The organism is Paenibacillus cucumis (ex Kampfer et al. 2016) (assembly GCF_019748695.1).
Lineage (GTDB): Bacteria > Bacillota > Bacilli > Paenibacillales > Paenibacillaceae > Paenibacillus > Paenibacillus polysaccharolyticus.
The window spans coordinates 41,777-65,946 of record NZ_JACLIC010000034.1; the positions used below are offsets into that span (position 1 = coordinate 41,777).

The following is a 24,170-nucleotide window of genomic DNA, read 5'->3' on the forward strand; positions in this document are numbered from 1 at the left end:
ATTTCTCATGACAATAGCAAAAAATCTACAATCGACTACAACATTGCATAACGGTGTTCACATGCCTTGGTTTGGCCTAGGCGTATTCAAGGTCGAAGAGGGATCAGAACTGATTGAGGCGGTGAAAAGTGCAATCAAACACGGTTACCGCAGTATCGACACAGCAGCGATCTACGGCAATGAAGCAGGAGTTGGACAGGCCATCGCTGAGGCATTGCAAGAAAACGGGTTAAAGCGCGAAGACCTCTTTATTACCTCTAAGGTATGGAATGCTGATCTTGGATATACGGAAACACTTGCCGCATTTGATACCACGATGAACAAGCTGGGACTGGAAGTTCTCGATCTATACCTGATTCACTGGCCCAAAGCCGGCAAATACAAGGGTGCATGGAAAGCCATGGAGGAATTGTACGCAGCAGGCCGAATCCGTGCAATTGGCGTAAGTAATTTTCAAATTCATCACCTGCAAGATCTGATGCAGGATGCACAAGTGAAACCGATGGTCAACCAAGTGGAGTACCACCCGCGTCTAACGCAGGAGGATTTAAAATCATTTTGTAAGCAGCATGGCATTCAGCTCGAGGCCTGGTCACCGTTAATGCAAGGCGAATTGCTGGACAACGCGGTACTCACGGAGATTGCTACATCCAAGAACAAGTCTGTCGCTCAAGTCATCCTACGCTGGGATCTGCAAAATGGTGTCGTGACCATCCCGAAATCAACCAAAGAACATCGGATTATCGAAAATGCTGACATATTCGACTTTGAGCTGTCCACTAAGGAGATGGAACGGATCAACTCGTTGAACGAGAATGTGCGCGTAGGTCCGGACCCGGATAACTTTGATTTTTAATTCAATTCTTTAAATTAAGACCATTAACCTATCAAACAAAGTCGATTATTCATCCATCGGCTTTGTTTTTGCTTTCTTCTTTATGATTAAACTGGTCAACGAGTTTATCCAGAATCACCGACTGCTTGATTACTTCAGGATGCAGAAATCCGTTATATTTCTTCGCAAGTTCGTGCAGGTGGCTTCTAGCCCGCTCCATTTTCAAATGTATAAGCACACTTTTTCTCATCAAATTAGCCTCTCTGAAACATTGTAGAATCTGATGTCAGAATATAGATTATTAATTTAAAGGCACAAAAAGAGTACTATTATATGAAATTTGACCGAATACACGGCCATCTCTAGCCTTGCTTAGCTTCATAAAACTCTGAACGATCTCTAATTTTTTCGAAAATAGCTAAGCAGGAATTAAGAATTGTGCTACTCCCCATAGCTATAGATAGATTCAAGCCCTCTAACATAAGCTCTGTGGCAGAGTGATTATCCTTACTTTCAACGAAGCGATACACGGCCAAATCCCCTAAAAACTGGACGTATTTTTCTTTTATTATCGTCGGTTTATACTCCCCGAATTCAGCTTTTCCCGATTGATAAGGTATATATCCTGCAAATCGTTCCAAAATCGTGTCAATATTGAAATGATATATATTCGCTGCCTGGATCATGTGCCATAGAGCAATGAATATCTCACCTTCGCGAGTTGCTATATAATCAGCATATTCATTTATAATCTGCACTTCTCCTGACATCAGACGATACAGGTAGGTATTCGCAATAGCCCATTCTGAGAATTGTCCAATAATCTGCTGAGCTTGCTCGTCTTTCTCTCGAACCCAGCGTTCCCCATTATCATATAGACCTACAAGTTCCAGTGCTCTTTTGTAATCACCGCACTTCTCACTTGCTGTAGCTTGGGCCAGATAGGCGTATAAAATATAATAATAAAGCGGTCTTTCTGTCTCCTTCTTTACTTCTTCCGAACGAACAGAACGGTGTTGCAATTCATATTGTATCGTTGCGATTCGTTGCATCTCTTTGGCAAGTGTATTCACTTTCTCCCATTTATGGGCCATTCCGAATGCATGTGATAATTGCTTTAATGCTTCAAGCTGATCGGTTTCATCCAGCCGGTTCACGTATGTCTCAAACTGAGTCGCCGCTCGTATATTTTTTTCCATATTGTCCCCTTGATCAATTAGAAACAAACGATATTGGCAACGTGCAAGACGCTCAGAATGCTGATACTTTTCCGCTTCACATACCCCTCGGTATAAAACTGCTGCAGCCATTTTTTTGTTATTGTCAAATAACTCCTCAGCCATCTCAAATAATACGGGAACATAAGCAAGGTCTTCTAAAATACGGTTTGTGATATGCTGGATACAATCCACTCGATTCAAATCAGCGCAACGAAATATAAACGGCCGTATACGTCTGATGGAGATCAGGGTTGAAAAACACTCGTCTATATAATCATCAAAAAAATAATCTTCAGGTAATCCCATACCCGCGGTAATCGCTATAAGTTGATTCATAGATATGGGCTTATTGCCTTGTAATATACGGCTGAGCGTCCCTGAATTTATGCCTGATGTCACAGCAAAGTGTGAATGTTTAATATGATTATCCTGTATGTACTGCATCAATCTTTCTCGAATTGAATTTGTACACTCCATCATTCACACCTCCACAAACGTACAAGTAATGGGTTGAATCCCCTGTACATAACTATACCAATTAAGAATCATTCATGGGTCCAAATATTATCCAGCACGTAAAAAAGCACCAAAGAGGCTGTACCTAAATTCGATTCGAAATTTAGACACAGCCTCGGCTTATTCAAATGGCTTCCAGCCATCCTCCCCTGACAGAACGAGTGACAACGCATACTCGGCTGCTTCTTCGTCCTTCAATATGTTGCACCAAGGCACACGCATATCTGCACGTCCGGCTCCTGGCCCGGCACTTTTATATTCGGCATAATTAACCGTGGTTTCCGCTTCGATCTTGTTCCAGTTATGCCAGCCTTCCTGTTTCACATGAGCACCCAGCCAGCAGTTCAGGAAACAGACTTTGGAATGATTACGCCACGGCCTGCCCAGATACACCGATTGCGGAGGGGCATTACTGGTCAGATCACATTCGACAAACACATATCCGTAACGAACATCCTCTGGTGTAGAAGCTGCTGTAATCCAGCCATTAACATGTCCTTCTGCAACCTCCGCTTCCGTCAAGCGACTCTTCGTGAAGATCTCGCAACCCTTGAACACAACCGTAGCCGAGCCAAAAATAAAGTCGATATCCCCTTCGATATAACAATCCTCGAAGTACTGTCTTAACTTCCTGCGCTCGGCACCGTCACGAGGCCCGCCGAAATAACTGCGGTCCAGCGGTTGCTCAGGCAATGGTCCGGTAAAGATCGTATCCTGATGACCGATAAAACGGCATCCGCGGAACACAGCACGATCCCCATCCACATAGACTGCTAGCGCCTGTCCTACCTCGCTACCTGGCCCAGCCGAATTCACGAAAGAGATGCCTTCCGCCTTGAAATCATCAGCCCCGATAAACGCTGTGTACGAATGGAATGTATGATACTGTGAACCGTCGGGAAATCGCTTGAGTGCATGGTCATCATAGGTGATGATCGTCTGCTCGGCGCCCTCACCAATCAGATGGATGCCCGGCTTATCCATGTGCAGCTTCTCATAATACACGCCTGCCTTCACTCGAATCGGAAGGCCGTGAGTACCATGATCTGGATGAGCATCCACTGCCGCCTGAATGGTTGTATAATCTCCTGATCCGTCAGAAGCAACCGTAATACAGGGAGCAGATGACTCCAACACGAGATCCGCTGCCGAGCGTTGCTCCGTCATGGCAAACGCTCCATTTCCAGTGCGGCCAGCAACAACGGAGCAACACCCATGAAGGAATCGCTTACAATGGCCTCACTGACATAGTAGCCGTACGATCCATCACGATCCAGACTCAATCCTGCACCGTGGCAGATGCCGTTCAACCGAACACCTTCAGTGGTCTCCTCCATTAACTTGGACGTAAGCCCTTGCCACCCTTTTTCGGCTGCAGTTCTGAAGTGAGGTTCCAGATAACGCAAACGAACACCTTTCGCAAGTGCATACACAAACATGCTTGAGCCTGAAGCTTCCAGATAGTTTCCTTTGCGGAACCCTTGATCCAGCACCTGAAACCATAGTCCGCTCTCCTGCTCTTGTACTCGTACCAAAGCGTTACACATCCGCTCAAAGATACCAATAATCGTCCCTCGTTTAGGATGATTCAGCGGGAAATGTTCGACACTATCCACGATGGCCATGGCATACCAACCCATAGCTCGGCTCCAGAAGTGCGGGGAACATCCGGTCAGGGAGTCTGCCCAGATCTGCTCCTTCGATTCATCCCAGCCATGGTATAACAATCCGGTACGTGGATCACGTGTCTGGCGCTCGACCAGCAGAATTTGATGAGCTACTTCGTCAAATAACTCTGGCCGCTGAAACGTCTTCGCATATTGGGAGAGAAAAGGAGAAGACATGTACAGTCCATCCAGCCACATCTGGAACGGATAGATTTTTTTGTGCCAGAAACCACCCTCGGATGTACGAGGCTGCCCTGCAAGCTGCGCTGCGAGCAGATGAGCAGCTTCTGCGTAACGCCCATCCTTGGCATCATCCAGTAATGCAAACAGGTTCTTCCCTTGATTAATCTGATCCAGATTATATTCTTCCAGGGAGTAGGTACCGATGGAGCCGTCTGGATGCACATACAGATCCATATGTCTTTTCATAAAATCGATATATTCCTGCTTGCCGTATTCTTCTCCTGTTCGTGCCATAGCCATCAACGTCATACCTTCCACATATGCCCATCGTCCGGAAGGGAATGCATGGAATCCGTCCTCGTTACATTGCTGCATAATTGTAGCTGCAATTCGCTCAGACCAGGATAACTGCGTCTGTACCTGCATCGCGGTACCTCCTAGAAGTTTGTATTTGTTTCAGTGCAATACATGCATCGAATCTTTTACTAGCCACTGCTCTCACTCATCCGTTCGTTCTATGACAGCTCTACATTTGTTCATACATCCAAATTTCTATCTTTCTAGGATTAACTTGTTTTCTATCTGCACTTCTATTGTTACTCGCTACACTCGCTTTTCTATTAAAGCCGGCATTACTGCCGGCACGTTGCTGTTGAATTACGCAGATTCAGCTTCGGCTGGATAACAACTGGCACATCTACCTGCTCGTCACGGATTAGGGATACGATAAGCTCTGCCGCCTGAGCGGCCAGTTCATCTAGCGGTGGACCAATAGTGGTCAATGCTACTTCGGCATACTGCATATCCGGCAGATCGTCATAACCGATAATCGAGATATCACGCGGCACGCTGTAGCCCGCTTCGAGCAACGCCCGAAGTGCTCCCCGTGTCACGAGGTTGTTCAAGCCGATAAATGCCGTGGGAGACTCCGCGCCAAACGTATAGTTCCGGATCGCGAAATACCCGTCTTCCCACGAAGAATGCGCGGGCAACACATCGTCCTCATTGAAAACCAGTCCTGTGCGCTGCAAGGCTTCCCGATAACCCTCCAGCTTGACATGCTGCGAGTTACCGATGAATCCAATTCGGCTGTGACCGAGGGATTTCAGATGCTCCACGGCCTTGTACAGCCCCTCCTTACGATCAATCTTGATGTAAGGAGAATTCGGGGCTTCATCTGTACCGAGTACAAAACACGGCATGTTCAGGGTCGCAAACTTTTTCCAAAATGCATCCCGGTTGTCCAGCGCATAGTCCCACAGAATACAACCATCGACACGCAGCTGGCTGAACACGTCCACCCCGTCATCGGCAACAACCAGAATCATCTGATATCCTCGCTTCTTCAGCTCGGTATGCAGGCTACCCGAAATGTTGGAGAACAATGGATTGCTCAGTTCGTCCAGCACAAAACCGATGATATTGCTTCTGCCGGTGGAGAGTTGCCGGGCCAGCATATTTTTCCGGTATTGGTGTTTTTCCGCTACCGCGAGCACCTTCTGCTTGGTCGCCGATTTGATCCGGGGATCATCATTCAGTGCTTTCGATACCGTGCTGTAGCTCACCCCCGCCAGTTTGGCAATATCTTTAATGGTAATCAAATTGAATCAACACCTCTCATATGCCTGAAACCTGTCTCTTATTTCTGTGCAGCTTTATAGCGATCGTATTGTGCTTGTCTGCCTGCGATCACCTGTTCAACATTCATGCTTTTTAGCGTCTCGATGTACTTGTCGAACTGATCGAGGCTTGCATCACCGCTAATAAACTTGAAGTTCATCTCTTCCACATACGTGGTGATGTCAGGCATGGACATGCTCTCTACGCTCGCTTCATCCGGCAAAGCATACACAAACGGGAACGGCTCACGCACATATTTCTCTAATTCTTTATCCAGCTTGGCGTGCCATGGTGCAACGATCGAATCCGCTGAATCCGTGGACTGGATGTTTGGCAGGTTGACCGGGCCAATTCCGAGCTTCTGGATATATTCATTGTCTTTACCTTTATCCGTGAATTTCTTCACGCCATTCTCTTCTGTATACGTATCATCCTTGATGCCCCAAGTGTAATATGTCTGTGCTTCATCACTGACTGCATAATCCAGGAAGCGGAAAGCCAGTTCTGGATTTTTGCTATCTTTACTGATGCCGAAGATACCACTAACCGGTGTACGTCCGATATAGAACTGATCTCCATGTGGCCCTTTTAATGGTAGAATACCTTTGATGATCGGCTCTTCGGGCTTGTAATCCTTGAAGAGCGGGCTGTAAACCATCGACATATACCAGCTGAAATTAAACGTCGCTCCCGTTACGTCTTGCGAGATCCTTGAAGTAACCTGGTCGCTTGTGGTACTCGCGTAGTCCACCCCCAGCAGACCTTCTTTGTACAGACCATTCAAGTAAGTCAGGTATTCCTTGTAAGCAGGCTCATAATAGCTAAAGTGTACTTTGCCTTGATCATCTGCATAGAAATTGTTCGATAGATCAAGTCCAAAGGCTGGGCCAAAGGCCATCGGCACAAACTTCGATTCCATCGACAATGGAATCTCATCGGCTTTGCCGTTGCCGTTCGGGTCATCTGTTTTAAATTTGCGCAGCATCGCTGTGAACTCATCCAGCGTAGTTGGTTCAGATAGTCCCAGCTTTTTGAGCCAACGCTCATTCACCATGAATACAGGCATGTAGTTACGCGTCAGCGTTTGTTGTGGAACATAATACATTTTACCATCTGGCGTGGTTAAACTGGCTTTCACGGATGGCGACTTTTCATATATTTTTTTGAGATTAACGCCATACTTCTCTACCAGGTCATTAATCGGGATGAACAGACCGCTGTTAATGTACTTCATTAATTGATCCTGATCCGGCAGGTACACGATATCCGGGAGCCCCGTGCCGGCAGCCAGCCTCGGATTGACCGCATCCGCATAGTTTTGAGGAGGGATCAGATCCCAATCTACTTTCACACCCGCATTACTCTCAATTTTCTTAACGATGGCTGCGGTGGACAGATCCACGTTGGTTGTCCATGCGTTCGTTGCCAGGACTGACAGCTTCGCATCCGGTTGATCCGTTACCGGCCCAGCACCGGTATAATTGAAGGCTTTTTCTGTACTCTCAGGTGTTTTCCCCGCATCGGTTCCTGCACCCGTTCCCCCGCTACAACCCGCCAAACTGATCGCAAGTATCGCCGCAATTACACTTTTTCTTCCTGCCCCTTTGACTTTCATCCATCATTCCTCCTTGGTATGAACCCTTTTGAACTCCCTTGAATGACTTGCTTGAATGACTGTGGTGCTTGGTAATGCACTCTATCCTTTCACGGCTCCGAGGGTAATGCCCTTAACGAAGTACCGTTGGATAAACGGGTAGATCATTACGATCGGCAGAATGCTGACCACAATAGATACATAACGAACTTGCAGCGATGAAACCGCCAGTGCACCGGATGTCATCGTACCACCCATCTTCTGCATAACTTCTGGCGAAGCCATGATCAGCACCCTTCGCAGGAACATCTGGAGCGGCTGCATATCCTGTTTGCCTAGATACAGCAAGGCTGAGAAAAAATTGTTCCAGTGGAATACGGCGTAGTACAGCGTCAGCACGGCTAGTGTAGGCTTGATAATCGGAACAGCGAGACGATACAGCATCGTCATCTCATTCGCTCCATCAATGCTTGCGCTTTCAAAAATTTCATTCGGAATGCCTTCAAAGGCCGAGCGGCAGATCATTACGTTAAACGTAATCACCAGTACAGGTAGCACCATCACCCAGCGAGTATTGTACAGACCGAGTGATGTGATCAGCATGTAGACCGGAATGAGTCCACCTGAGAAATACATGGTGAAAGCGATAAAAAAGTTCAGCTTGCGCCGTAGAAAAAACTGCTGTCTCGACAAAGGAAATGCAGCCAGGCAAGTTGCTACAATGTTCAACAACGTGCCCACAACGGTATACCAGACCGTGTTATAGAAGGAAACCCACAGTTCCTTGTACTGCAGTACCATCTTATATCCTGAGAGAGTGAACCCCACAGGCCAGAGCACCACTTTTTGTTTATCGATGGCATCCACCGAGCTGAAGGAAATGCTGACCACGTACAGGAATGGATATAAGGTGACTACAACCGCCAGAATGGTCAGCAGGTAGACGAAGACATAGAATAATCGGTCACTTCTCGATTTTTGCATACAGGCTCTCCTTTGGATCAGTGTGTGTCTTACCAGAGTGACATTTTGGTCAGGCGGCGAGTCAGGGTATTGGCTGCAAAAACAAGGATAAAGGTGATAATGGAGTTGAATAGTCCAATAGCTGTGGCGAAGCCATAGTTCTGACCCTCGATCCCCATACGGTACACATAAGTGGACAGTACATCTGCCGTTTCATATGTGGCTCCGTTATAGAGCAGGTATACTTTCTCAAAGCCTACGCTCATGATACCGCCGAGCGACAGTAGCAACAGAATAACAATGGTTGGTTTGATGCTTGGCAGGGTTAGATGCCACAATTCCTGGAATTTATTCACACCGTCGATTTTGCCGGAGTCATACATCTCGGGGTCAATGCCCATAATGGCTGCGATGTAGATGATGGAGCTGAAACCAAAGCTCTGCCAGATGTCTGAACTTGTGAAAATGGTACGGAACCAGCTGGCATCCATCATGAAGTTTATTTTTTCCATACCGAGTCTTGCGATTAGAGTGTTGATGATACCGTCTGTTGGTGATAGGAAGTTGATAATAATGCCGGCCACCACAACGGTGGAGATAAAGTGAGGAAGATAAGTTACGGTTTGCGCGAAGCGTTTAAAGGTTCGATTCTTAATCTCTACGATGCAGACTGCAAATAGAATGGGGATGGAGAAACCGAACAAGAGTGGCAGAAAGGCCAGTAAAAAGGTATTACGCAATAGCCGCCAGAAGTATATCGAGTTGACGAACTGCTCAAACCAGCGCAGCCCCACCCATTCGCCACTGAACATGCCTTGACCCGGTATAAAGTTGCGAAAGGCAAGCAATACACCCGGCATGGGCAGATACATGAAGATGAGATAATACAGAAAGATTGGTGAGAACATCAGCAACAAATACTTATCCCGCCGAATCAGACTGAACAGCGTGGACATGCGTTTTTTCAACGTAAACACTCCCCTTCGTTCCAAAATTACAACGTTTGAATTTTTTGATAAAAAAAATCTGTTCCCCTGTAATACATCTGATATTAGGCTAACTCCAATTTTGTAACGACCTATACTATACCGCATAATCACAAGAAAAATTGCATTTATTCAGTCTCGTTCATGCCTCAACTATACCTTTTCAAATCTTACATCCCCCATAATTACAACGTTGTAATTTTAATTTAAATGTATACGCTTTCATAAACTTTTTCTCATCTTAGCAGAGTCTTGAATGTTTAGCAACAACAAAATCAGGAATACCCTTTAATTTTTATAACGCCATGCCCCGAGGAGCAAACGTGAATATTGCATGGTACCCACATTGGAAAGCTATTGATACTTCCATAACAGTTCCAATACAATAAGTTGAGAAACGGAGGCGCGATATTTATCAGAGAGAAGGAATGGTTCAATGATCATTGATATACAGCATGTGACTTGGAAAAGAGAATCCCTCACCCTGCTGAACGATGTCAGCTGGCGTGTAAACAAAGGCGAACACTGGGCGCTGCTTGGCCTGAACGGCTCTGGCAAAACAACGCTCCTCAATATGATTACCGGCTACCTGTGGCCTACGGAAGGCAACATCTCGGTACTCGGTCATGAATATGGCAGTGTAGACCTGAGGGAGCTTCGAAAGTCGATTGGCTGGGTGAGCTCCTCCTTGCAAGAGAAACTATACGCTTCTGACCGCACGCAATATGTCGTGATTAGTGGGAAACACGCTACGATCGGTCTGTACGACAAACTGGCAGACGAAGATTTGAATCAGGCAATGCACTGGATGCAAACGCTGGGTTGCCAGCATCTGTGGGATCGTGAGTATCGCACTTGCTCGCAGGGGGAGAAGCAGAAATTGCTCATTGCCCGTGCCCTGATGGCGAATCCACAGCTGCTCATTTTGGATGAGCCTTGTAATGGGCTTGATCTATTTTCCAGAGAGCGTCTACTGGACAGCATCAGTGAACTGACAGCACGTTCAGACTCACCTTCGCTGATCTATGTAACGCATCATACCGAGGAAATTTTGCCCGTCTTCAGGCACAGCCTTTTACTCCGTCGGGGTGAAGTTTTTGGGTGTGGATTAACCGCTGATCTCATGACACAGGACGTATTAAGTGATTTCTTTGAAGCCCCAGTAGAAGTAGATCAGCATGGTGAACGAGTTTATGTACGGGCAGCAGCATCTAAAGGTTAAAAACACCCTACCAATGAAAAAGAGCACATCAAATATGGGCATAACAATAAGTAAAACCCAAAGACTTATCCACATGTGGATAGTTTTTGGGTTTTCTACTCCTATATATTGTGTTATCCACGGTTTTCTGTGTAAAACTTTCGCCAATCTGAGTATAACTTCGATTCTATGTTTGCCTCTTCCTTAGCCTACTTCCGTGCGGAGAGAAACAGAAAAAGCGGAATACGCCGTCTGCGCTGATACGTCTCTTCATTGACGAATTCTGCACGCTTAGGTGCTGATTCACGCAATTGCTCCACTCGGAATCCAGCTTCTTGCAGGGCCATGTAATACGATTCAATGGTACGGTGCATTTTTTGGACGGAACCCCCAAGCCACTGCTGCTCCCGATACCCCTCGACGAAGTATTGATCTACGATCCAATTGGTTCGTGTTCCGGAGGGTTGCAGCGTTGAAGTAATCACCGGGTGCTCTACCGAAAAAACAAAGGTTCCATCTTTTTTAAGTGCCCCATACACTTTACGAAAAAGGCTTTCAACATCCTCGATGTAGTGGATCGCCAGTCTTGAAATGGCAAGGTCATATGAATGTACAGGATACGTCCACTCTTCGAGATAAGATTGCTCAATCCGGGCATTCAATCCCTGAACGGACTTGCGGGCAGCCCGAACCATATTCGTTGAACCTTCAATACCTGTATAAGACAAGCCATTATACCTCTCGCCAAGTAGTTCTACCGCAAATTTTGCGTCTCCACAACCGAGATCGAGAATATGTTTACCCGTAACATCCCCGACCAACTCCAGCATAACCGGTCTCTCCAACGTATCATTGGCGTTATCCTGGCCTTGCCGACGTTCCATATACGTCTCAAATACCTCATTATTATCGTAAAAATCAGAACCTCTTTCACTCATATCTGCACTGACCCCCATTCTATGAGTTATACACTAGTGTGGTTCACCCTGCTGCGGGCTATATTCTGTAAAAGTATACCGGATTCAAGCATCTCTCACCATAAAAAAAGCTGCTTGCCGGAGCCCACTCCGCAAACAGCCTTCTACTTTGGTTTGAGTTGTTTAATTCCTAGCCAAATCGCTCAGTTTTGTACCACTTGCTCTCGCGTTTACGAATCTTGTCCATCAGCAGATTGTAGAAGGCCCGGATCGAAATCAGAATAAAGAGCTGAGCATATGTGAAATAGGATACACATGCGTAGATAAAATTCCGGGTGTTGCTCTGCCCGATATCCGCTGCCAGTGCCAGATTGATCTGTAGAACATAGATGAAATACATCAGTGCCCAACCAATGACCAGGTAGACATATGCGTCCCCAGCAAACTGGAATGGAGAACTGACCTCCGGTTTGAATATTGCGATAACCTGATAAACAAGGTTCACCACAAAGATAATGTCCGACACAATAATAGCCAACATAAACCAGAAGTAACTGACCGCATAGTAGAGAACAAGCAATTTATTGCGCCAGCTGGAACGGTTGAACAGGTTATGAATGTTATCCAGAACCACCTGGTAGTTCCCCTTGGCCCAGCGTTCACGCTGTTTCATGTATACACCAAGCTGCTCTGGCTCCTGCTGATATGCTTCCGCTTGCGGCGCTAGGGCCACCAACTGACCCCGGTTCATAATTTCAAACGACAATGCCGTATCTTCCGTAATGGCGGTCACATCCCAGCCGCCGATTTCCCGGATTAGGCTTGTCTTAATAATATAATTCGTGCCCGGAATGGTCCCCAGCTTGAACAGCTCCCACAGCCCGGTGTGGTAGACACGCTGAGACGTTATAATTTCGAGATTAATACATTTGGAGAGGAAGTTCTGCCCACGGTTACGCGCTTTGTTTCGGCCAAATACAACCCCGTACTGTTCAGGATTCTCCAGTGATTTTTGTGCGAGGAACATCAGTGAGTTTCGCTCTGGAGCAGCGTCTGCGTCAAATATACAGATCCAATCGCCGGTGGCCAGTTCCAGTCCGTCGTTCAGTGCACCGGATTTTCCACCCGTACCTTTGCGTTCAAGTACCGTGACGTTACGGTGCACATAACTGGTCTGTCCAAGGAACGATTTTAACCGATCGGCTGTGTCATCTGTGCAATTATCTGCAATGACAATCACCTGCACCTTATCCTCAGGATAGTTCAGTCGCAAAATATGCTCCACTGTTGCCACGATGACCAGACCTTCGTTATGAGCAGGTACCATAACCGTGACGTTCGGATAATGATCCATATTTTCCGGAATCTGAATGCCCTTCTTCTCCTGCTTGTGGATAAAACGAATAGCCCCGGCCATAATGACGATCGATTCGAACACAGCGATCCAAATACTGAATATCGACAAGATCAGAATGAAATCAGCCATCCGTTTTCCTCCGATCATACCTTCGAATTACCCTAGAGCGAAATCGGAGCGTGGCGATCGTTAATCCAATGGTAAACACCACAAAAATACAACTGACGGCAATACAGATCGGGATAAACCAGGACATATAATCCATAAGCCTCGCTCCTTTCGGTTAAATATATTCCCCGATTAAATCCGTCTCCGTGTTTCGTTCCAACGCGGCAAGGACAGCGTCCAGATTGTCATACTTGCTGAATTGTTCCTTCTGAAAAACCAGTGCGCCTGATTTGATAATGGTCTGGAGCTGGTTCCCCTTTTTATCGAGCACATCCATATCCATAATATTTTTTTTAATCCTGCGGGTTAACATCGGTAAGTAATCCACATTGACCATCGGACACAAAATGACAAATCGTCCGCGGTCCACAAAAAATTTGTGATCCTCGTATCGAATTTGTTTCTGAATCGACTGTGAGATCTCAAGCAGGAATTGTGAATACCGAACTGAACCAAGTGACTCCTGCACAAGCGGCAGAAATTCAATCTTAAACATGGCGATGCTGAACCCATAGCAGTCTGAATAACGTCTGGCAAGGTTGCTCTGTTTAACCAATGTATCTCCAAGTGCTTCCTTATTGCCCAGCGTTGTATCCAGATCGATCTCTGGATTGTGATCCTTCATCTGCTCCAGACGTTCAATCACCCGTGCACTACGCACAAGTCTTCTTTTGATATAAGCAGCGATTGCCGTGTTCGCCGGAATAAGTAGCCACCATGAAAACACGAGCGCATTGGGTTCTGCGAAAGTCACGAGCCACACAAAATAAGTGACCAAGTATATAAATATCAGTACGACGGATACACCAACAGGAAGCAAAAGCCCCGCGGCTAGCGCCCCTAGTGACGCTATGCTAAGTACAACATCCAGCTTGGTGTAGCTTTGATTCATGTACAAGTGGAGATATACAAAGAACTGCTGTACGATGGCGAGACTAATCAAGATTGCGTAACCCCAGGCCAGACGCTGGGTAGGTGCGTTATTTCTCATAGTCCTCCTTCTCTGCATCGAATTTCAGAATGACTCGGTGCCAACACCTCTTTTTTTATAACCGAAACTTCAACAAAAATCGACAATTAAAGACAATAATATAGTAACATATAATCTTGGATTATATAAATAAAAATTTACTTTTTAAGAAAATTATATAAATAAGTTTCGCCAAGCAACGGAAACAAGTTATCAAACAGGTGGGTGTTTCCGTCAAATACGTAACCGCCCGGATATCGTGTGTCTTGCCCTCGCAGTGTGATCATATGTTGATACAGCTGCTTTGCCCAATTTGGATCACCTGAGCGAACAGCAAGCAGGATGGATAGACCATATACCGCTGCCGATTCATAATCTACGGCTGGTTTCTGTGTTCTACGATCATACTGTCCGGGGAGCTTACCCCGAGTGCCGAACTCTTTTTTCAGAAAAGCAATCAGCTTGTCGGGTTTGTGCCCCATCTCCATCACATGATTGGCAACGATGAGCTGATCAATCAGATTGACTTTCTCATCGTAGGTGTAAGCCTTGGTATTGACATTCATGCTCTTCGGATAGAATAATCCATCGTCAGGCATTTTATGCAGTATATCCTCATACCTACTGTAAACTTCCGGATCCAGCATCTGATGGTCTCTCATCGCTTCCAAGGCGAGCAAATCCACATAGACCAGACTTAAGGTGTCCGTGGAATGTCCACTTTTGAAATCATAAAAATCAACCAAGTACCCCTGTTGCTCGGTTCGCTGCGTTAATGTTCGGGAAAGGGCCGATGCGGTCGCCAGTTTGTCTGCTCTGCCTTGATTCCACCTGTCTGCCGCTTGCAACAGAGCCCCCATAATCCGCAGATCGTCACCCAGCGCGTTGGTTGCCACATGGGATTTCCCTTGAGGATCAAGCTTCCAGGCGATATAGATGTCGGGCCTGATCACATAGTATGTCTGGAGTTGCTTGTAGGCCTGCTCGAACATATCTTCGTTATCACTTGCCAAAGCATACTGCATCCACAATCCAAGCGACTCCGACAGTGCCTCTCGGCCAGCAACGATGTCCGCTCTCTCCGACGCCGCTTCCTGCAAATAGGTTGCAAGTGTGCCATTCGGATTCGTCATATGTTCCTTAACAAAGGCAACTGTAGGGGATACCTTTTCCATCACAAACCGCTCCCTCCATAGCACTACAATCGCTACAGATACAACAATCGCAAGTAATATGTACCATGAACGCTTTTTTCGGAAAATAAACTTCACACCATTCCTCCTGACGGGAATATATGACGGAGCAACTGAGCCACTTCTTACATTTTTGGAAGTAGGCCTTATCCACAGTGTGCGCTTAATCATGGATATCCATGTATGGGCGGCGACCGCCCTTTTTAACAAATTTCCAATCGACCTCAATGTTATGTCTCATCTTCCGCAGCAACTGGATTGCTGTCTCAATCTCTTCCTGTGTCAGACCATCCAACGTTACCTGATCTGAATGCACACCTTCTTTGCGAATGAACTGCCATGCTTCAAGCCCAGCCTCGGTTGGATACAGCACCTTATTCTTCTTATTACCCAATGCCGGCTGTTTGACAATGAATCCGTCAGATTCCAGTTTACTAATCGCTCTTGCTGCCGTTGTACGATCCACCTTGATCAGTTCAGCCAGCTGGTTCGGAATGATGCCAGGGTTCTCGCAAATGCGGTACAAGTACAAATATTGTCCACGGGACAAGTTCAAATGCTGAAACTCCACATTGCTGATGGAATCCAGACAGCGGGCAATCATGCCAATCTCGCGCAACACTTCTCTTGGCTCGTTCAGTTCATGTACTTCCTGCGATTCATCGTTCGGCTGAGTCGGTTCGTTGGCCAATTTAGGTTCTTTCGGTTCTGTCACAGAGTTCACACTCCTATAAAATTGTTGCATTCGCAACATAATTGATGATATAACTACACTAGTTCAGTGTATCACTTTCAATTCCATTCCGATATTCCATCCGACTAGGTAAAGGAGAACGATTCATGAATATAACTGTTGTTGAAGCAAACACCCCGGAACTGCTTGATGCGTGCTTTGCCATTCGTATGGCCATTTTCGTGGAAGAGCAAGGCGTACCTGCCTCCGATGAATTCGATGCCTTTGATGCGCTAGGTACAGAAGCACGCCATATCCTGCTCTATGTGGATGGTGTACCTGCCGCCTCCTCCAGACTACGCATCGTAGAGCAAGTAGCCAAGCTGGAACGCATCTGCGTGATGCTGGATTACCGCAAGCATGGTCTGGGCCGAGTATTAATTAACAAGCTGGAGGAGATGGCGAAGGAGGACGGATTAGAGAAAGCCAAGCTGCACGCACAGGTTCAAGCCTCCGGCTTCTATGAACGTCTTGGCTATGCTCCTGCTTCCGACGTATTCATGGAGGATGGCATTCCCCATCTGCTGATGACAAAAAAGCTGAACTAAGAGACATGATCTCTCCGTTCGAAATTAGCATGCAACCCAAAGAAAACGCCTCTATCTTCACTTCGTCAGTGAGTACATAGAGGCGTTTGTTGTGTTTTTTATCCTAAAGCCAGACGGCTGGCATCTGGTTTTGCAGCTGTTTTTACATCTGCTTTAGCTTCTGCATTTTTCATCTGCTTGCTACGTAGCTGTCCGCAAGCCGCATCAATGTCTGTACCATGCTCCATACGTACCGTAGAGTTGATGTTGTTCTTCTTCAGCGTATCATAGAATCCCAGAATACTCTCTTCCGTACTGCGCTGGTACTGGCTATGCTCATCCACCGGATTGTACGGAATCAGATTCACACTGACCATGCTCTTACGACTGGACAGCAGTTCTGCGAGTTCAGCCGCATGTTCGCGCTGATCATTCACATCCCGAAGCAAAATGTATTCAAACATGATGCGTTTGTTTGTTTTCTCCAAATAATAATCCACCGCATCCATCAATTGTTCAATCGGGAATGCCCGGTTGATCTTCATGATATGTGTACGTAGCTCATTATTCGGCGCATGCAGTGAGATCGCAAGGTTCACCTGCAGACTGCTGTCTGCAAATTCCTTGATTTTATCCGGCAATCCGCTTGTGGACACCGTGATTCGCTTCGCTGCGAGAGCTAACCCTTTTCGATCCTTGATCACTTCGATAAAGTTGCTCATATGTTCAAAGTTATCAAATGGTTCACCAATGCCCATTACCACAACGTTTGTGACGCGCTCACCTTGACCCGCTGCATCCAGATGCCGCTGTACATGCATGATCTGTTCTACAATCTCTCCTGCGGAGAGATCACGGCTCTTCTTGATCAGCCCGCTGGCACAGAAGCTACAGCCAATATTACATCCGACCTGTGTGGTAACACAGACAGTCAAGCCATATTTTTGCCGCATGAGCACCGTCTCGATCAGGTTGCCATCCTGCAACCGGAGCAGGAATTTCACCGTACCGTCTGCTGACTCCTGCTTCACATGTTCACTCATTGAATTCAAGGTGAAATGCTCAGAGAGCACATCCAAACATTCCTGACGAACATCGGACATGCCGTTAAAATCATGAACCCGCTCCTGGTATAACCACTCCCAGATGCGGGACGCGCGGGATTTCTTCTGCCCATGCTCAGGCAACCAAGCACGTAATTGCTCTAATGTTAATCCATATATGGATGATTTAATCATGGTATAAACCTCTTTTCGCAAAAAACATATGGCTCATCGGTCGTCTTACCCAAAAAACCTCTACTCTGTATTGTCCCAAAATTAACAAGGGAACACAAGGGCTTTTGCATTTCTTCCAAGAGGTTTTATGCTTGGTAAATCTGCGCAGACGGCCTAGAAGTGAATAATGCCAGACGTATGCAACAGAACGAGCAGAACCAGAACAGGTGCGACATAACGAAGCATAAAGAGCCAGATGCGGAACCAGCCTGAGCTCAGACCAGCTGCTTCAGCAGCCGTTTTCCAAAAGTATCCCGCAAAGATCGTAACTAACAATCCACCTACAGGTAACAGAATGTTGGATGCCATAAAGTCCATCCAGTCGAACACACTCTTCGATCCGATCTTCCACTCCGGGAACAGTCCGAGCGACAGCACGGAAGGTAGCCCTACGATGAAAACAGCGAGAGAGATGACCCACACGGCACGGTTACGACTCCAGGAAAGACGCTCCATGAAGTATTTTACGGGAACCTCAAGCAGTGAAACTGCTGATGTCAACGCTGCGATTGCCAGCAAAACAAAGAATAATCCGGCAAACAGGAATCCTAGCGGCATTGCCGAGAATGCTGCAGGTAGCGCAATGAAGATCAGGGACGGCCCTTGGTCTGGTGCAATGCCAAAAGAGAACGTCGTCGGGAAGATGATCAGTCCCGCGATAAAGGCATAGAGCAAGTCGCCCGCACCAACAGCAACTGTTGCCGCACCCAGGGATTGGCTTTTATCCACATACGAACCATACGTTACGAGGATACCCATACCCAGCGACAGCGAGAAAAAGGCATGTCCGAGCGCAACCAATGCCGACTCCGTTGTAAGCTGGGAGAAGTCCGGATTCAAGAAAAAGGAAACTCCAGCACCTGCCCCTGGCAGCGTAACGGCACGAATCATCAACACAATTAACAGAACCAGCATGGCTGGAATTAGAATTTTGTTAAACTTCTCAATTCCGTTCGATACACCCTTCGCTACAATCCAGCCTGTGATCAGGACAGAAACCAACTGCCATACAATCGGCATATAACCACCGACAAAACTGCCAAATTGTGCGCCATAATCCGGATTATTAAACAACGTGCCACTGAACGAAGTTACAGCATATTGTAATGTCCATCCTGCGATGATGACGTAGAAGGACAGAATGATAAAAGGCGTTAATACTTGCAGTAAACCAGCCGCTAACCAACCTTTATGTCCACCTGCTTTAATAAAAGCAGTTGCTGCGCTCCCCCGTCCACTTCGTCCAATAGCAAGTTCGGCAAGCAAGACAGGCAAACCAATCAGCAAAAGACAGATAATAAAGAGCAGGAAGAAAGCTGCTCCCCCATTTTCGCCCGTAATATAAGGGAATTTCCACATGTTACCGAGACCTACGGAACTACCGATGGCCGCCAGAATAAAACCGGCACGCGAGAAGCGTTCCCCTTTGCCAGCGTTGTTTGGGTCTAGATCAGACTTACTCAAATTCATTGTATCTACTCCATCACTTTAAAGTTTTCCCGTAATTATATACTAGTCCGCGTTTCAGGTCATGCAAAAATCAGTATTTGTCGAAAATTCACCAAATTGGAGATGATTTCAGGATGAATTCAGTATGGGAAAATAACCTGAAACTTAACCATCACCCATCAACAATGAACCCTTAGTTAACTTGGGAAAAAACAAAAAAAGATGTTTCAGACAGCTCTTGGCATAGCCTCTGAAACATCCCCTTTTTGAAAGATGGTCTATATATCGCAGGGTATTGTCCCGCATATGTGTATTGTTTTCGCTCGATGCTGTCTAGATTTTGATCTCTAGCAACTCATATTTGATTACACCCATTGGAGCATTGACATGAATCACACTTCCTACTTCTTTGCCCATCAGCTCTTTGCCTAATGGACTCTCATAAGAAATTTTGCTGTTGGATACATCCGCTTCCGCTGGACCGACCAGCTGATACTCGATCTTTTCAGCAAACTCAAGGTCGTTCAATATCACTGTTGAACCAATACTTACTTTATTGGAATCCATATTATCTGAGCTGATGACTCTTGCTTTGGTTAACATCTTTTCCAGAATCAGAATGCGGGTCTCCATAAATGCCTGATCATCTTTGGCTGAATGATACTCGCTGTTCTCCTTCAGGTCCCCGTAACTGATCGCAAGCTTCAGTCGTTCTGCCAGTTCCTTGCGCTTCACCGTTTTCAGTTCCTTCAGTTCTTCCTCCAGCTTTTCCAAACCTTCCTGTGTCAAAATCACTTCATCATTAGCCATGTTTTCCATCTCCTAATCCTGCTATCTATCTCTATTCTAACCTATTTCCACTCCAAACGGTTAACATACCCCGGAAAAAGAAACCAAACTATCATTTATCATATAACGTGCGCAAAATATATATGTGTACCCTATTTCCACTATGAGTATCATTAGAATTGTACCGGTACAATCATAATAAACTTGTGTGTGCATTTCAGATGCTCACTTATACAATGAATTCAGGGCAGTAGCGTTCGAGGCATTTCCCCTGCAGCCCATGATATGAATTGAGGTGATCGAGATGAATGTTACATTGACTCTAGCTGAAATAAACGCTTATCTGAAACGGATAGGCCTGGATACGATCAAGAAACCGACTTTAGAATTCCTTGCCGAACTGCAACAGGCACATATCCACCATTTATCTTGGCAAACTGTCGATATTTTTGCAGGTAGACCTGCGGGCATCGATCTGCAAGAATCCGTGCAGCTGATCCTGCAAGGACGCAGTGGCTACTGTTTCCATTTGAACGGCGCATTCAGTGTTTTACTTCATTCCCTGGGATATACGGTGCACTGGCACCGCGCGGGCGTTCAGCCGCATGGAGAACAGCCACGTGTGAACTCGTTCCATCTCGGTCTGTCCGTCTCTTTGCCAGATGCGGACCCGAATGTGGAACGTTGGATTGTAGATGTCGGTCTGGGAGGCATGCCTTTTGATCCGCTCCCTCTCCGCTACGGAGCCTATGGACCCGCACCGTTTACGTATACATTGATGCCTTCTTCCGTTGTTCCTGGTGGATGGAGGCTTGAATACGAGCCTAACGGACCAAGCATGGGAGTGGATTATGATCCCGAGGAGCTTACCCGTCTGGAAGAGTTTATTCCCAAGCATGAATTCTACAGCCAATCCGTGGATTCACCCTGGCATAACGCATTTCTGCTCCGTCAGAGAGATACAGGCCACAGCTATGAGCTTAGGGGATGCGTGCTTCGAACGCATGGAATCGAAGGCATTAGCAAGACAGAAATTCGAAATTACAATGAGTGGAAAGACATACTAACCAAGCTTTTCTATGAACCGTTGGTGAATTATACAGAACAAGAGCGCAGAGAGATGTGGGATCGAATACAGATTGCGCATGAAGAATGGAAAAAAACACAACTAGCCTGATCCGCTGGGAAAAACGCGAGATAAGGATAAATATAGAGGAAAGCCTGTCATCCATGCCGAATACAACGTCAGGTGATAAATGATGATAACGATACAAGTACTGCAAGTGCCCTCCGTTATACCTGAACCATATTGGGATATTTTTCTGTCATCCGTCTCTGAAGAGCGGCGGGCACAGGCTTCACGCTTCATGCATCAAGCAGATGCATATCGGTCAGTGCTAGGTGAAGTGCTGACCCGTGTGAAGTTAAGCAAATTGACCGGCCTGGGACATAGAGAGATTACGTTTACCCGTAACAAATATGGAAAACCCTCCCTTACTCACGATGCTGATGCACAATTTAATGTCTCGCACTCCGGCGATTGGATTGCACTGATTGCTGGAGGTAAAGATGAACTCGGTGTCGATGTGGAGAAAATAGCACCGATTGACCTGCAGATCGCAGAGCGTTTCTTCTCGCCACAAGAGAATACGTATCTGGCAGCACAGCCTGCCGATCAACAGTTACATACCTTCTATCGCCTCTGGACGCTAAAGGAGAGCTACATTAAAGCTATAGGCACAGGTCTGTCACTACCGCTGGATTCTTTTGCTATTCTCCCAAGCCAGTATGTACAAGGGCAACAGGTTGGCGATCTTTGTTGGTGTTGCACGCAAACTGGGCACGCAGAGTTAACAGGAAAGCTGCAGCAAAAAGGGGAGCAACTGAGCAGCGATGCAGAAGGTGATCAGAACATACGCGTCATGCCCCATCGTTTCTACAGCCAGCCTCTGGATGCAAAGCATATGTTGGCTGCCTGCACCGCCGATGGTGAACTGCCAATGAGACCGGAAGTTGTGACGTTGGATAAGATGTATACCAAGCTAGTGGAAGACGCTAACGCTGGGAGATGATGTGTTTGTGTTTATGTTTATGCCAGCCCAGTTGGGAGAGGGGATTGAAGCAAAGTACAGGGCCTCCCCCCAAGAAACTCTGCAAGTAACGTATTTGAGCGCGGGCGGTGTAGTCATAGTCATTACTCGTCCTTCCGCTTCAAATGGAACCGTTAGGCTTCCATAGAACGGGACTCTTTGGTCCTCCCAAAGAACCGAGAATACATAAAGAAAAGGACAACGACAAAAATGAGAACGAAAACTAAAAATTCAATCTTGTAGCCAAAGCGATAGAAAGACGTACCTGCTATTGGCCCAATTGTCATCCAGACATAGCGGAAAAAGTTATAGACTCCCGTTGCACTTGCTCGATGATTCGGCATTTCATCGGCCAGTATCGTAATCTGAACGGGCAGCGATAATCCAAGAGTCAAACCAAATATGGCTAAACTTATCGCCAGTATGGAAATCGACAGTGACGCTGTCACTACGAACAACAGTATGGACATCATATTAAAGACCGCTAACAACAACAGCAACTTTTTGGCTTCGACATACTCCTGCAGACGTCCACCAATCATGCTTCCGATGACGATACAGACCGATATAGGCATAAACAGCCAACCCATGCCGCTTGGCGTCAGGTCATATCCCTCGATCAAAATATTCGGAAGCAGCACAAGTAACGTATAGAAGACTGCGTACTGTACAGAACCTAGTACAACAATTGCCAGTCCGATGCGGTGATTTAGTACCGCAGTCATCTGCCGAAGCCGAAATTGTCCCCCATTAACACGGGGCGTCCATGTCTCCGGCAAACCCACAAACAAAATGAGCCAAAACGATAAACTCACTGCAAACAGAAGCCAAAATAAATGATCCACGCCGTAATGTTGTCCTACAATGCCCCCTACGACTGGCCCCAGACCAGGCCCGAGTGCAACCAGCATTTGATAGATCCCCATAGATCGTCCCCGTTTTTTTCCTTCAAACAAATCTCCGATGATGGTAATGGCTGCTACCGAACCAACAGCAACTCCAATAGCCTGCAACGCTCGAAATATAATTAATTGTGTGACCGTATCAGATAGTGCTACGCCAATCGTGGCACATACATAGAACATAAATCCGATCAACAACATTTTACGCCTTCCATATCGATCCAGTAACGGACCGTAAACGAGCTGCATACAAGCAAAAAATATCGGATAAATGGCAATTGATAAATTAACAGCGTCTTGAGAGGTTTGAAGCTTATTTGCTAATTCTGGCAACAACGGCGAGTAGAGGGTTTGTGTGAATGGACCAAAAAACGCTGCCAGAGAAACCAAATAAACCAATAACGTTCTGCGCATCTTTCCACCTCCATAATCTCTATTTACAACGCTAAGCATACAAAATATACTTACAAAAGATAAGTACGCACTTTTTCGTGCAAAACTTACCAGAAGGGAAGTGTCGTTAGAGAATGTCTGCTATTCAATATGAATTCAATGGCAAGCAGTACCAGTGTCCAATTGAGCTTTCAGTCTCTCTCTTCTCTGGAAAATGGAAAACAACAATAATATGCAAACTAATGGATGGCACAAAGCGATACGGGGAATTGAAGAAGCTCATTGACGGGATTAACCACAAGATGCTTGCTGAACAACTTCGTGAGCTTGAACAGGCAGGAATTGTTAACCGCAAAGTCTATCCTGTCGTGCCACCCAAAGTAGAATATGCTTTAACGGAACTGGGTGAACAATTAACGCCAGCCGTCCGTCTTCTACAGCAGTGGGGCAGTCAGTTCGCAACAGAACTCCCTCTGGAGTCCCCTGCTCCAATCTCTGTTCCCTTATCAGCGGATCGCTAGACCATCCCTAGTCTCCCCCGTAAGCTGTAAGCGTACATCCAAAAAGGCAGCCTTGTGCATGATGAACATTAAAATGTACCCTATAAGATGGACACTTAA

Annotated in this window: 23 protein-coding genes; 6 read left to right on the forward strand and 17 right to left on the reverse strand. The window is 46.3% G+C overall.

All coding sequences use genetic code 11. The features are described from left to right. Positions 1 to 13 precede the first annotated feature (13 nt). The gene (locus H7T88_RS20240) at positions 14 to 856 is read left to right on the forward strand and encodes an aldo/keto reductase (protein WP_221790061.1); all 843 of its coding nucleotides are present in this window, start codon (positions 14 to 16) and stop codon (positions 854 to 856) included. 49 nt (positions 857 to 905) lie between these two features. On the opposite strand, the gene H7T88_RS20245 is transcribed toward H7T88_RS20240, so the two are convergent. From H7T88_RS20245 to H7T88_RS20280, 8 genes are all read right to left on the reverse strand, one after another. After that, positions 906 to 1,085 carry an aspartyl-phosphate phosphatase Spo0E family protein gene (locus H7T88_RS20245; RefSeq protein ID WP_221790034.1) on the reverse strand — a complete coding sequence of 60 codons (180 nt, stop codon included), beginning with the start codon at positions 1,083 to 1,085 and terminating at the stop codon, positions 906 to 908. A 112-nt stretch (positions 1,086 to 1,197) separates the two neighbouring features. Further along, positions 1,198 to 2,535, reverse strand: a complete 1,338-nt coding sequence (locus H7T88_RS20250; protein WP_221790036.1) for a helix-turn-helix domain-containing protein — start codon at positions 2,533 to 2,535, stop codon at positions 1,198 to 1,200. Positions 2,536 to 2,691: 156 nt separating this feature from the next. Next, on the reverse strand, positions 2,692 to 3,738 hold the full coding sequence (locus tag H7T88_RS20255) for a pectinesterase family protein (RefSeq protein WP_221790038.1): 1,047 nt from the start codon (positions 3,736 to 3,738) through the stop codon (positions 2,692 to 2,694). Beyond that, complete coding sequence (locus H7T88_RS20260) at positions 3,735 to 4,847, reverse strand: glycoside hydrolase family 88/105 protein (RefSeq protein WP_221790040.1); 1,113 nt, start codon at positions 4,845 to 4,847, stop codon at positions 3,735 to 3,737. The genes H7T88_RS20255 and H7T88_RS20260 overlap by 4 nt, the downstream gene beginning before the upstream one ends. Before the next feature lie 206 nt (positions 4,848 to 5,053). Continuing rightward, positions 5,054 to 6,022: a LacI family DNA-binding transcriptional regulator gene (locus H7T88_RS20265; protein WP_221790042.1), complete on the reverse strand. Its 969-nt coding sequence runs from the start codon at positions 6,020 to 6,022 to the stop codon at positions 5,054 to 5,056. 38 nt (positions 6,023 to 6,060) lie between these two features. After that, positions 6,061 to 7,656 carry an extracellular solute-binding protein gene (locus H7T88_RS20270; protein WP_154889952.1) on the reverse strand — a complete coding sequence of 532 codons (1,596 nt, stop codon included), beginning with the start codon at positions 7,654 to 7,656 and terminating at the stop codon, positions 6,061 to 6,063. 81 nt (positions 7,657 to 7,737) lie between these two features. Then, positions 7,738 to 8,619 carry a carbohydrate ABC transporter permease gene (locus H7T88_RS20275; RefSeq protein ID WP_090921438.1) on the reverse strand — a complete coding sequence of 294 codons (882 nt, stop codon included), beginning with the start codon at positions 8,617 to 8,619 and terminating at the stop codon, positions 7,738 to 7,740. A gap of 29 nt (positions 8,620 to 8,648) precedes the next feature. Then, positions 8,649 to 9,566, reverse strand: coding sequence for an ABC transporter permease (locus H7T88_RS20280; RefSeq protein WP_418792713.1), 918 nt, complete (start codon positions 9,564 to 9,566; stop codon positions 8,649 to 8,651). A gap of 454 nt (positions 9,567 to 10,020) precedes the next feature. On the opposite strand from H7T88_RS20280, the gene H7T88_RS20285 reads away from it, so the two are divergent. After that, positions 10,021 to 10,806, forward strand: a complete 786-nt coding sequence (locus H7T88_RS20285; protein ID WP_154889948.1) for an ABC transporter ATP-binding protein — start codon at positions 10,021 to 10,023, stop codon at positions 10,804 to 10,806. Between the two features lie 188 nt (positions 10,807 to 10,994). Here the strand turns inward: H7T88_RS20285 and H7T88_RS20290 are convergent, their stop codons facing one another. The 5 genes from H7T88_RS20290 to H7T88_RS20310 all read right to left on the reverse strand — a co-directional run bounded on the left by H7T88_RS20290 (position 10,995) and on the right by H7T88_RS20310 (position 15,994). Next, complete coding sequence (locus H7T88_RS20290; protein ID WP_090921416.1) at positions 10,995 to 11,723, reverse strand: class I SAM-dependent methyltransferase; 729 nt, start codon at positions 11,721 to 11,723, stop codon at positions 10,995 to 10,997. A gap of 169 nt (positions 11,724 to 11,892) precedes the next feature. Further along, positions 11,893 to 13,188 (reverse strand): glycosyltransferase family 2 protein, encoded by a 1,296-nt coding sequence (locus H7T88_RS20295; protein WP_090921414.1) that lies wholly within the window; start codon positions 13,186 to 13,188, stop codon positions 11,893 to 11,895. Positions 13,189 to 13,342: 154 nt separating this feature from the next. Next, positions 13,343 to 14,218, reverse strand: coding sequence for a diguanylate cyclase domain-containing protein (locus H7T88_RS20300; RefSeq protein ID WP_154959555.1), 876 nt, complete (start codon positions 14,216 to 14,218; stop codon positions 13,343 to 13,345). A 137-nt stretch (positions 14,219 to 14,355) separates the two neighbouring features. Continuing rightward, positions 14,356 to 15,468: a glycosyl hydrolase gene (locus tag H7T88_RS20305; RefSeq protein WP_312027645.1), complete on the reverse strand. Its 1,113-nt coding sequence runs from the start codon at positions 15,466 to 15,468 to the stop codon at positions 14,356 to 14,358. A gap of 85 nt (positions 15,469 to 15,553) precedes the next feature. Next, positions 15,554 to 15,994 carry a MarR family winged helix-turn-helix transcriptional regulator gene (locus H7T88_RS20310; RefSeq protein WP_154984489.1) on the reverse strand — a complete coding sequence of 147 codons (441 nt, stop codon included), beginning with the start codon at positions 15,992 to 15,994 and terminating at the stop codon, positions 15,554 to 15,556. A gap of 236 nt (positions 15,995 to 16,230) precedes the next feature. On the opposite strand from H7T88_RS20310, the gene H7T88_RS20315 reads away from it, so the two are divergent. Next, positions 16,231 to 16,671, forward strand: coding sequence for a GNAT family N-acetyltransferase (locus H7T88_RS20315; protein ID WP_154959553.1), 441 nt, complete (start codon positions 16,231 to 16,233; stop codon positions 16,669 to 16,671). A gap of 98 nt (positions 16,672 to 16,769) precedes the next feature. Here the strand turns inward: H7T88_RS20315 and rlmN are convergent, their stop codons facing one another. The 3 genes from rlmN to greA all read right to left on the reverse strand — a co-directional run bounded on the left by rlmN (position 16,770) and on the right by greA (position 20,186). Next, the gene (gene rlmN / locus H7T88_RS20320; RefSeq protein WP_221790046.1) at positions 16,770 to 17,888 is read right to left on the reverse strand and encodes a dual-specificity RNA methyltransferase RlmN; all 1,119 of its coding nucleotides are present in this window, start codon (positions 17,886 to 17,888) and stop codon (positions 16,770 to 16,772) included. Between the two features lie 153 nt (positions 17,889 to 18,041). Next, positions 18,042 to 19,397: a sodium-dependent transporter gene (locus H7T88_RS20325; RefSeq protein ID WP_221790048.1), complete on the reverse strand. Its 1,356-nt coding sequence runs from the start codon at positions 19,395 to 19,397 to the stop codon at positions 18,042 to 18,044. A gap of 312 nt (positions 19,398 to 19,709) precedes the next feature. Beyond that, positions 19,710 to 20,186 carry a transcription elongation factor GreA gene (greA, locus tag H7T88_RS20330; protein WP_090921402.1) on the reverse strand — a complete coding sequence of 159 codons (477 nt, stop codon included), beginning with the start codon at positions 20,184 to 20,186 and terminating at the stop codon, positions 19,710 to 19,712. A gap of 283 nt (positions 20,187 to 20,469) precedes the next feature. On the opposite strand from greA, the gene H7T88_RS20335 reads away from it, so the two are divergent. Next, complete coding sequence (locus H7T88_RS20335) at positions 20,470 to 21,342, forward strand: arylamine N-acetyltransferase family protein (protein WP_221790050.1); 873 nt, start codon at positions 20,470 to 20,472, stop codon at positions 21,340 to 21,342. Positions 21,343 to 21,421: 79 nt separating this feature from the next. Further along, the gene (locus tag H7T88_RS20340) at positions 21,422 to 22,237 is read left to right on the forward strand and encodes a 4'-phosphopantetheinyl transferase family protein (protein WP_221790052.1); all 816 of its coding nucleotides are present in this window, start codon (positions 21,422 to 21,424) and stop codon (positions 22,235 to 22,237) included. A 152-nt stretch (positions 22,238 to 22,389) separates the two neighbouring features. Here the strand turns inward: H7T88_RS20340 and H7T88_RS20345 are convergent, their stop codons facing one another. Further along, positions 22,390 to 23,571, reverse strand: coding sequence for an MFS transporter (locus H7T88_RS20345; protein WP_221790053.1), 1,182 nt, complete (start codon positions 23,569 to 23,571; stop codon positions 22,390 to 22,392). A gap of 113 nt (positions 23,572 to 23,684) precedes the next feature. Here H7T88_RS20345 and H7T88_RS20350 point away from each other — a divergent pair, with 113 nt between their 5' ends. Next, a complete protein-coding gene (locus tag H7T88_RS20350) occupies positions 23,685 to 24,071 on the forward strand; it encodes a winged helix-turn-helix transcriptional regulator (RefSeq protein WP_221790055.1) in 387 nt (128 codons plus the stop codon). The last annotated feature ends 99 nt before the right edge of the window (positions 24,072 to 24,170 follow it).

What these genes read in the sequence shown, in the direction of transcription:
- H7T88_RS20245 (WP_221790034.1), bottom strand. Translation starts at nt 1,085, where the DNA reads ATGAGAAAAAGTGTGCTTATACATTTGAAAATGGAGCGGGCTAGAAGC.
- H7T88_RS20250 (WP_221790036.1), bottom strand. Translation starts at nt 2,535, where the DNA reads ATGATGGAGTGTACAAATTCAATTCGAGAAAGATTGATGCAGTACATA.
- H7T88_RS20255 (WP_221790038.1), bottom strand. Translation starts at nt 3,738, where the DNA reads ATGACGGAGCAACGCTCGGCAGCGGATCTCGTGTTGGAGTCATCTGCT.
- H7T88_RS20260 (WP_221790040.1), bottom strand. Translation starts at nt 4,847, where the DNA reads ATGCAGGTACAGACGCAGTTATCCTGGTCTGAGCGAATTGCAGCTACA.
- H7T88_RS20270 (WP_154889952.1), bottom strand. Translation starts at nt 7,656, where the DNA reads ATGAAAGTCAAAGGGGCAGGAAGAAAAAGTGTAATTGCGGCGATACTT.
- H7T88_RS20275 (WP_090921438.1), bottom strand. Translation starts at nt 8,619, where the DNA reads ATGCAAAAATCGAGAAGTGACCGATTATTCTATGTCTTCGTCTACCTG.
- H7T88_RS20285 (WP_154889948.1), top strand. Translation starts at nt 10,021, where the DNA reads ATGATCATTGATATACAGCATGTGACTTGGAAAAGAGAATCCCTCACC.
- H7T88_RS20290 (WP_090921416.1), bottom strand. Translation starts at nt 11,723, where the DNA reads ATGAGTGAAAGAGGTTCTGATTTTTACGATAATAATGAGGTATTTGAG.
- H7T88_RS20295 (WP_090921414.1), bottom strand. Translation starts at nt 13,188, where the DNA reads ATGGCTGATTTCATTCTGATCTTGTCGATATTCAGTATTTGGATCGCT.
- H7T88_RS20300 (WP_154959555.1), bottom strand. Translation starts at nt 14,218, where the DNA reads ATGAGAAATAACGCACCTACCCAGCGTCTGGCCTGGGGTTACGCAATC.
- H7T88_RS20310 (WP_154984489.1), bottom strand. Translation starts at nt 15,994, where the DNA reads ATGATTGCCCGCTGTCTGGATTCCATCAGCAATGTGGAGTTTCAGCAT.
- H7T88_RS20315 (WP_154959553.1), top strand. Translation starts at nt 16,231, where the DNA reads ATGAATATAACTGTTGTTGAAGCAAACACCCCGGAACTGCTTGATGCG.
- rlmN (WP_221790046.1), bottom strand. Translation starts at nt 17,888, where the DNA reads ATGATTAAATCATCCATATATGGATTAACATTAGAGCAATTACGTGCT.
- H7T88_RS20325 (WP_221790048.1), bottom strand. Translation starts at nt 19,397, where the DNA reads ATGAATTTGAGTAAGTCTGATCTAGACCCAAACAACGCTGGCAAAGGG.
- greA (WP_090921402.1), bottom strand. Translation starts at nt 20,186, where the DNA reads ATGGCTAATGATGAAGTGATTTTGACACAGGAAGGTTTGGAAAAGCTG.
- H7T88_RS20335 (WP_221790050.1), top strand. Translation starts at nt 20,470, where the DNA reads ATGAATGTTACATTGACTCTAGCTGAAATAAACGCTTATCTGAAACGG.
- H7T88_RS20340 (WP_221790052.1), top strand. Translation starts at nt 21,422, where the DNA reads ATGATGATAACGATACAAGTACTGCAAGTGCCCTCCGTTATACCTGAA.
- H7T88_RS20345 (WP_221790053.1), bottom strand. Translation starts at nt 23,571, where the DNA reads ATGCGCAGAACGTTATTGGTTTATTTGGTTTCTCTGGCAGCGTTTTTT.
- H7T88_RS20350 (WP_221790055.1), top strand. Translation starts at nt 23,685, where the DNA reads ATGTCTGCTATTCAATATGAATTCAATGGCAAGCAGTACCAGTGTCCA.